The sequence below is a fragment of the Caryophanon latum genome (genome assembly GCF_001700325.1).
Taxonomy (GTDB): Bacteria; Bacillota; Bacilli; order Bacillales_A; family Planococcaceae; genus Caryophanon; species Caryophanon latum.
In genome coordinates, this window is sequence record NZ_MATO01000068.1 from 1 (window position 1) to 7541 (window position 7541).

Annotated in this window: 5 protein-coding genes; 3 read left to right on the top strand and 2 right to left on the bottom strand. The window is 44.6% G+C overall.

What is annotated here, in order from left to right; translation table 11 throughout:
• Positions 1–65 precede the first annotated feature (65 nt).
• Both A6K76_RS14830 and A6K76_RS14835 read right to left on the bottom strand, forming a co-directional pair.
• On the bottom strand, positions 66–2759 hold the full coding sequence (locus A6K76_RS14830; protein ID WP_245672006.1) for a DEAD/DEAH box helicase: 2694 nt from the start codon (positions 2757–2759) through the stop codon (positions 66–68).
• 8 nt (positions 2760–2767) lie between these two features.
• On the bottom strand, positions 2768–4336 hold the full coding sequence (locus A6K76_RS14835; protein WP_066466382.1) for a hypothetical protein: 1569 nt from the start codon (positions 4334–4336) through the stop codon (positions 2768–2770).
• A gap of 224 nt (positions 4337–4560) precedes the next feature.
• On the opposite strand from A6K76_RS14835, the gene A6K76_RS14840 reads away from it, so the two are divergent.
• The 3 genes from A6K76_RS14840 (at position 4561) to A6K76_RS14850 (ending at position 7371) form a co-directional block, all read left to right on the top strand.
• Positions 4561–5037 carry an IDEAL domain-containing protein gene (locus A6K76_RS14840; protein ID WP_066466383.1) on the top strand — a complete coding sequence of 159 codons (477 nt, stop codon included), beginning with the start codon at positions 4561–4563 and terminating at the stop codon, positions 5035–5037.
• Between the two features lie 346 nt (positions 5038–5383).
• Positions 5384–6655, top strand: coding sequence for a nucleotide sugar dehydrogenase (locus A6K76_RS14845; protein WP_066466384.1), 1272 nt, complete (start codon positions 5384–5386; stop codon positions 6653–6655).
• Positions 6655–7371, top strand: a complete 717-nt coding sequence (locus A6K76_RS14850) for a WecB/TagA/CpsF family glycosyltransferase (protein ID WP_066466385.1) — start codon at positions 6655–6657, stop codon at positions 7369–7371. Before A6K76_RS14845 ends, A6K76_RS14850 begins: the two co-directional genes overlap by 1 nt.
• The last annotated feature ends 170 nt before the right edge of the window (positions 7372–7541 follow it).

Here is a 7541-nt window from a genome sequence, read left to right on the forward strand (position 1 = left end):
ATAGTCTTTTTTCAAAGTGTCTATCGTATAGGGTACATTTTACAACTGTCGGCCGCTTGGTTTTTTTACGCATAGGCGAAAAGCTCTTTCAATTCGTCGTCGGCAAGCTCGGTTAGCCAGTTCGATGACTGGATTAAATCCTCCGATAATGCTTGCTTCGCTGAGAGCATCGCGTCGATTTTTTCCTCAATTGTGCCAGTTGTTATGAACTTATGCACATGCACAAAGCGCGTTTGTCCGATACGGTAGGCGCGGTCGGTCGCTTGGTTTTCGACAGCGGGATTCCACCAGCGATCGGCATGCAGCACGTGGCTTGCCGCTGTTAAGTTTAAGCCTGTGCCACCTGCTTTTAGCGATAAAATGAAAATCGGGAACGCGCCTGCTTGGAACTGTTCTACAAGTGTATCGCGCTGTGCTTTTGGCGTTGCACCCGTTAAAAATGGGGCGTCAATGCCGTGTAGCTCCTTTAAGCAAAGCTGAAGTAGCTCGCCCATGCCGATATATTGCGTGAAAATTAAACATTGCTCGCCATTTTCTACGATGTCGGCAGTGAGCGATAAAATGCGCTTAAGCTTTTCCGAGCGCTTTAGTAGCGACTGTGCATCGCGTACGTCCTCCTTTAAAAATAGGGCAGGGTGGTTGCACAGCTGCTTAAGCTTCGTTAATGTTTGTAAAATGCGCCCGCGACGTTCAAACGGCGTTAAGTTGTTTAAATCGTCGAGCGCGTTTTGAATGTAGCTTTCGTATAGCACCGCTTGTTCAGTCGACAGCGGACAATATTCGTGCTGCTCCTGCTTTTCAGGCAAGTTGAGCAGTAGCTTCGGGTCACGCTTCGTGCGGCGCAGTAAAAACGGCATAATTTTTAGGCGCAGCTCCTCTTTTTTCTGCTCGTTATTGTCGCGTTCAATCGGTGTAATGTACGTATCGTTAAACGTTTTGAAGCTGCCGAAATAGCCGCGATGAATGAAATCGAAAATTGCCCAAAGCTCAGAAAGGCGGTTTTCAACAGGTGTGCCCGTAAGCGCGATATGGTGATCGGCATATAGCTTACGAATAGCGCGCGATTGCTGCGTCTGCATATTTTTAATCGTTTGTGCCTCGTCTAGCGTAATTGTGCTAAATATATAATCGCGGAACTGTTCAGCGTCCTGTGTTACCGTGCCGTACGTTGATAGCACAATATGCGGTCGCTCGTTTTTTAACGTATCGGCGAAATTTTCCTTCACGCGTGCGCTACCGTAATGTGTATATACACGTAAGCTCGGGGCGAACCGTTCAATTTCGCGCTGCCAGTTGCCGAGCACAGACGTTGGGGCAACGATGAGCACCGCGTTTGCGTTCGGTTGCTCGTCAAATAAATGCAGGACGTACGTTAAGAGCTGAATCGTTTTGCCAAGCCCCATATCGTCTGCTAAGCATGCACCGAACTGTTGCTTGCGCATAAATGTTAGCCATTCAAAACCTTGCTGCTGGTAAAAGCGTAAATCGGCTTGCAATGCAGCAGGTGTTGGAATAGGTGGCAATCCTTCTTTATTTTCGAGCTGCTGTAAATAGTTTTGCAGCGATGCTTGAATGTGAAGCTGTAACGTAGGGCTTTGTTGCTCATCGACTTCATCGATGAACTCGATTAGCTCCTCTTGCACTTCACGAAACAGTAAATCGCGCACGGTCCATTTGCTATTTTCTGTTTGCTCCATTACTTTTTTCATTTGCGCGAGCCATTCGTCGTCAATTTGGAACCATTGTGAGCCGACGCGAATAAATTCTCGGTTTTCACCGACAAGTCGGCGGAACTGCTCAGCAGACATCGTTTCGTCGTTAATTGAAAACTGCCAATTAAATTCGAGCGGGTCGTTTAAGCTTGCTTGGCTTTTGCCTGTACTTGCCGTTACTGATGTGCGCAGCTTCGTTTTTTTCAAATCCTTTAGCCAAGCAGGTAGCACGACGAAGTAGCCGAACGCTTGTAAATTCGGTACGTCATGCTGTAAAAATTGGCGAAGCTCGGCATCTGACAGCAGCTTTCTGAAAAAATGTGCACTTTTTTCGTCTTGTGTAATCGATAAGAGTGACAATGCCCGTGTTTGCTGCTCGGCGATATGATCGGCTGCGTGCGCCCATTTCGGTGGTAATACGTCATGAATAGGTAGCATGCGTTTTTTCACAGCAGGTACCCAATATGAGCCAGCGCGTTTTCCTTGTACGACCGCTTCGAGTAGCCAATCACCGTCTAGCTCAGGCTCATTTAAGCGAAAAGCAAGCTGTGTTTCTTGATGATCGACCGCCGTTTGAAGCGGCCAATTTTGCTCAAAAAGTGGCAACAGCGACGGCAAGCTACTAATTGATATGTCATGGCGCTGAAGCTCGTCGTAAATGCCGCGCTCTAAATACGTGTAGTCGATGCTTTGTGGGAAATGCCATTGTCCGTTGTCACGCATATATTGCCAAACGTCTCGCGTACGCCAAAGCGGTAGTACGTCGCGCAGCTTATGTAGCGTCGTTTCAGAAATGGCATCGGCTGCGGCAAGTTCAATGAATGGGTGCTTGAAATCGTCATGGAGTATATCAAGCAGCATCGAAGCGGACATGTGAGCTGTTACGTCATCCGCAATGGCGACCATGCCGTAAAGCGATGCCTCGTGCAAAAAACAAAGCGGTGTAAGCCATTCGTGTACAAACAATAGCGAATCGTCATGAAATGCTTGCACGACGAAATGCTCGTGCTGCTCGCGAATGCTCAATTTAAACGTACGTTGAAACATAGAAGTCATCATGTGAACAACTTTCCTTTCTCCATTTCTTCTTGTAAGGCACGCAGTCGTTTAAATTGCTGCTGCATCGCTTCGATATATTGTTCGAAGTATGCAAGCTTGTTTGCCTTTTTTGCCGCCGACTTCATCATTTTCCAAATGCGCACTGCCTGCTTGTAATGTGAACGCGATTTTTGCTCCACTTCGCGCAATGCAAATAAATGATAAAGCGGTAAAAGTAGCGCCGGTTCATGAGCGAGCACGTCCTTTAAGCCGCTCATTTCCGCATCTAACAATGATGTCGGCTTCATCATATGCAGCGCAACCCATTCACGATAACGTTGCTGTTGAATGAGCGACATTGAATAAAACTGCAAGCCGTATGCACCGAGCGCACGATATAGCATATGCTCTTCGTGTTCATTTAGCGAAATGTGCGCATACATCGCCATCATTTTCTCCGCATGAATTTTATGAAATGCCCCTGGAACATACTTGTTCGTATACGCTTCTAAATCCAGTAGCACAAGCTTGAGTAAATGCTCATAGCTGCGCATCGATTTTACGGAATAGGCAATTGATGCGAGCTCTAAATAATAGCTGCAATACCCTGCAGAATGCTCTTTCACCGCAAATATTTTATCCTCATCTTGTAGCAATAGCGCAAAAAATAGCTCAATCATATGCATGTCATACGTTGAGTTAGCGAGGCGCTCCACTTCTCTTTTACGCACCGTTTTATTACGCTGCACGTACTGCCAATAATGACAATAAATCGCAAAGCGCTCCGAATCATAGCCTTCTTGCTCAAGCAGTAGCGTATGCAGCATGTCCTCAACGTTTGTGAAAAACGCATCCATTTCAAACAGCTTTAGCCCGTCCCCCATATCGTCCATTAGCGACACAATATCATCTTGTTTACGCGACAAAAAGTATGTAAACATTAAGCCAGCGTTCTTATTGGGATCGTAAATATGTGGCCAAAGTGCATTTAATACGTAGAGTTCCATATACAGCTTATACAGCAGCCTCCACTCTCGCTCAACTGGCGTATGCAAAGCGAGGCGCTCATGAATACGTGCATCGATGCTCGTCAGTAAGTACGGTTCGATGTAATGATTTTTTGGTGCGTAGCTATGGACGACAGCTTGTGCCATACTTTGCCATGCAGCAGGAGTACGCTCTTGTATAATGAGCTGCGTTTGTACTGTTTTCTTCGTGCGCCAATCCGCCACCCATTTTTGAACAGAGTGCTGATATTGATATAAAAACATAGCTGCCGCGACTACATGCTCGCAGTATGTTTCATCCGACGAAATAAGGTTGTAATCGCACGTACACGTCAACTGTTTCTCAAAAAAATCAACTGTGACGTAAGCTTGATTGCCAGTACTAATCGTTAAGTCGAGCTGCTCGTATAGGTGATTATACTCAGTTGCTTGAACCTCTCGATTACGTATTAAAAACGAAGCACGCCGAATCATTTCAACGTGCGCATCGTTTTCAGACGACAAGTCTAACGCGATTTGTTCCATCCAGCTAGTGACGAGATCCTTATAGTCTCGAGCCACCGTTGACATATTTAGCAACAATAAAACCTCCTCTAGCTTAAATATATCCTATCATTATAACGTATATGGACGCATCGCTGAAAGGTTTACAAGCGAACTACTTCGGGAATAGTTTTGTACAGAAGGCGCGGATGAAAAGCACCGCTGCTTGAGACGACAATTGAAAATAAATATATCTTCTCATTCGAGTGTATGATAAAATTTTAAAAAGTCTGAAAATTAAACGTAAGGAGGGTTTCCCTATGATTCATGTTCAATTCATGAAGCCATTTTACACGAAAGTAACAGGCGATCAACTGCGACTCGTATTCGCGTATCAATATTTCTCGATTTTAAAGGACGATGAAATTTTCCACTTCATTCCGATCGAAGGTAAGGAAATGATTGTGAACTTACAAACGATGCAAGTAGAAAACTTATCTGAAGTGTTCGTCTTCCAAAAGGGCAATCGCTTCATTCGTTTACCACTGTATCAGCTACTACTCATCTCAAATGTACACGACCATCTCGTACCGATTTTAGAAAGCTCAGCGCCACAAGTCGAAGAAATCGAGCCGAAATCAGAGGAGCGCACAGAGCTAGATTCCATCATTACACAGCTAGAGCGCGAAAACATTGTTCGCTTAATTGACGAGGCACTTGCACAAAACGACAAACAAAGCTTTGAGCATTTAGTCGAGCAACTGAAAATGTTAGACGGAGGCGCGACCATTGAATAACGCACTGTATTGAAGCATTCACCGATTGTTGTTGGTGGATGTTTTTTTCTGTTTAATAGGCAGTTACGCGCCGCATGCTAACGCTCCATCGATTTCCGTTTTGTTGCTAAAAACAGTCGACGCCGTTGTATACAAGTGGCTAAATCGATGTTATTTTCAAGTATCAGAATTTTGCGCCTATATATAATAAGAAGAAAGTCTATTCAAAATATGACCTAATAGTTGCCTATTCACAGAAACGAGGCAAAGTTGTATACTAGAAGTCGTGAAACCGCAATTAAACGGGAAACGTCTATATAGATAACTAATGAAGATGCCAAGCAGTGTATCGAAAGGAAGAATAGTCATGACAAAATCAATTTGTGTTGTAGGGTTAGGTTATATCGGTTTACCGACAGCCGTAATGTTCGCAAACTACGGAGTAAAGGTACACGGTGTCGATGTTAACCCGGCGGCAGTAAAGAGCATTCAAGAAAAGAAATTACACATTGAAGAAAACGGCTTACAAGAGCGCTTAAATAAAGCAGTAGACGAAGGATTTTTAACAGCATCAACAACGCCAGTGGAAGCGGACGTATTCATCGTCGCTGTACCATCACCAATTAACGCTGACAAAACAGCAAACTTAGAATACGTACGTAAAGCAACAGCGTCGATCGTGCCATTCGTGAAAGAAGGCAACTTAGTCATTTTAGAATCAACAGTACCACCGAAAACAGTTGAAAATGTCATGTTACCAGAGCTTGTGAAAACAGGGCTTGAAATCGGCACGCAGTTATACGTTTCTCACTCACCAGAGCGCGTCATTCCAGGTCGCATTTTCGAAGAGCTCATTAACAACGACCGCATCGTTGGTGGCATTAACGAAAAATCAGCGGAGCTAACGAAAGAGCTTTACGAAGTGTTCGTAAAAGGAACGATTCACTTAACGGACGCAACGACAGCTGAGCTTGTAAAAGTAATGGAAAACACATACCGCGACGTCAACATCGCCTTTGCGAATGAACTCGCAAAGCTTGCGGATAAGCTAGACGTCAACATTTGGGAAGCGATTAAATTTGCGAACTATCACCCACGTGTAAACGTTCACTTCCCAGGTCCAGGTGTAGGCGGTCACTGTATCGCAGTTGATCCGTGGTTCCTAGTAGAGCTAGGTGGCGAAGAGGGCGCACAGCTCATTCACTTATCACGCAAAACGAACGACGGCATGCCAGCATTTACAGCACAGCGCACGCAAGCAATTTTAAACAAGCATAAAATCGCAGGCGGCAAAGTAGCAGTATTCGGCTTAGCGTTTAAAGGAAACGTAGATGATATGCGCGAAAGTCCATCGACAGAAGTGATCGATCATTTAGTCGAGCTTGGCTTAGACGTTGTATCACAAGACCCACATATTGTAACGAACCAACACGCAACGCAAATTCAAAGCTTTGAAGATGCAGCAAAAGACGCAGACGTACTATTATTTTTAACAGACCATAACGAATTTAAAGAGCTTGATCCAGCGACGATCGACACGAAAGCAAAAATCGTATTCGATACGAAAAACTGCTTAAACCGTGAGAAGTGGGAAGCGGCTGGCTTTGAGTTCCATCTATTAGGGGATGCGACGAAATAATGAAGGAAATCGTACTTGGTGTAAAGGTCAATACAGAGGATTACGACGGCTTAATGGTGGAAGTGTTCGACCGAATCGAGCGCAAAGATAAAGCGTTAGTCGTTGCCATTAACCCAGAGAAAATTATGAAAGCAAAGGAGGACCCATCGTTAATGAAGTTACTTAACGATGCGGAAATCCAAATTCCAGATGGCATCGGCGTTATTTTAGCGTCGAAGCTTCAAAAAGGAAACATTACGTCGCGTGTAACCGGTGTCGATATGATGCTTCGCTTATGTGAGGAAGCGGCAAAGCGCAACAAGCCGATTTTTTTATACGGCGGAAAACCTGGAGTAGCTGAGCAAGCGAAGGCGAAGCTCGAAACGCTGTACCCAGGCATTAACATCGTCGGTACACAAGACGGCTACGAAAAAAATAACGACGTCGTGCGAGCGAAAATTAACGAAGCAAAGCCGGACTTACTGTTCGTTGCGATGGGTAGCCCGCGTCAGGAAAACTGGATTAACGACAATCGCGACACGTTGCATCCGACAATTTACCAAGGTGTCGGCGGCTCGTTCGACGTGCTAGCAGGAAACGTAAAGCGCGCACCAGCGTTTTATCAAAAGGCAGGCATTGAGTGGTTGTACCGTTTAATGAAGGAGCCTTCACGACTGAAGCGTCAAATGGCGTTACCGAAGTTTTTAATCGAAGTAGCGAAAAGTAACAAAAAATAATTTAATGTACTTGTCATTCGATTTTCGAGGTGATAGACTATACTTGTATAGGAAGTTTCCTCTATATGATAAATATTTATATTTAACAAAACGGTTGGTAGCCCAAGCGAAAAAAGCCCAAGCATATTTTAAAATGTACCCTATACGATAGACACTTTGAAAAAAGACTA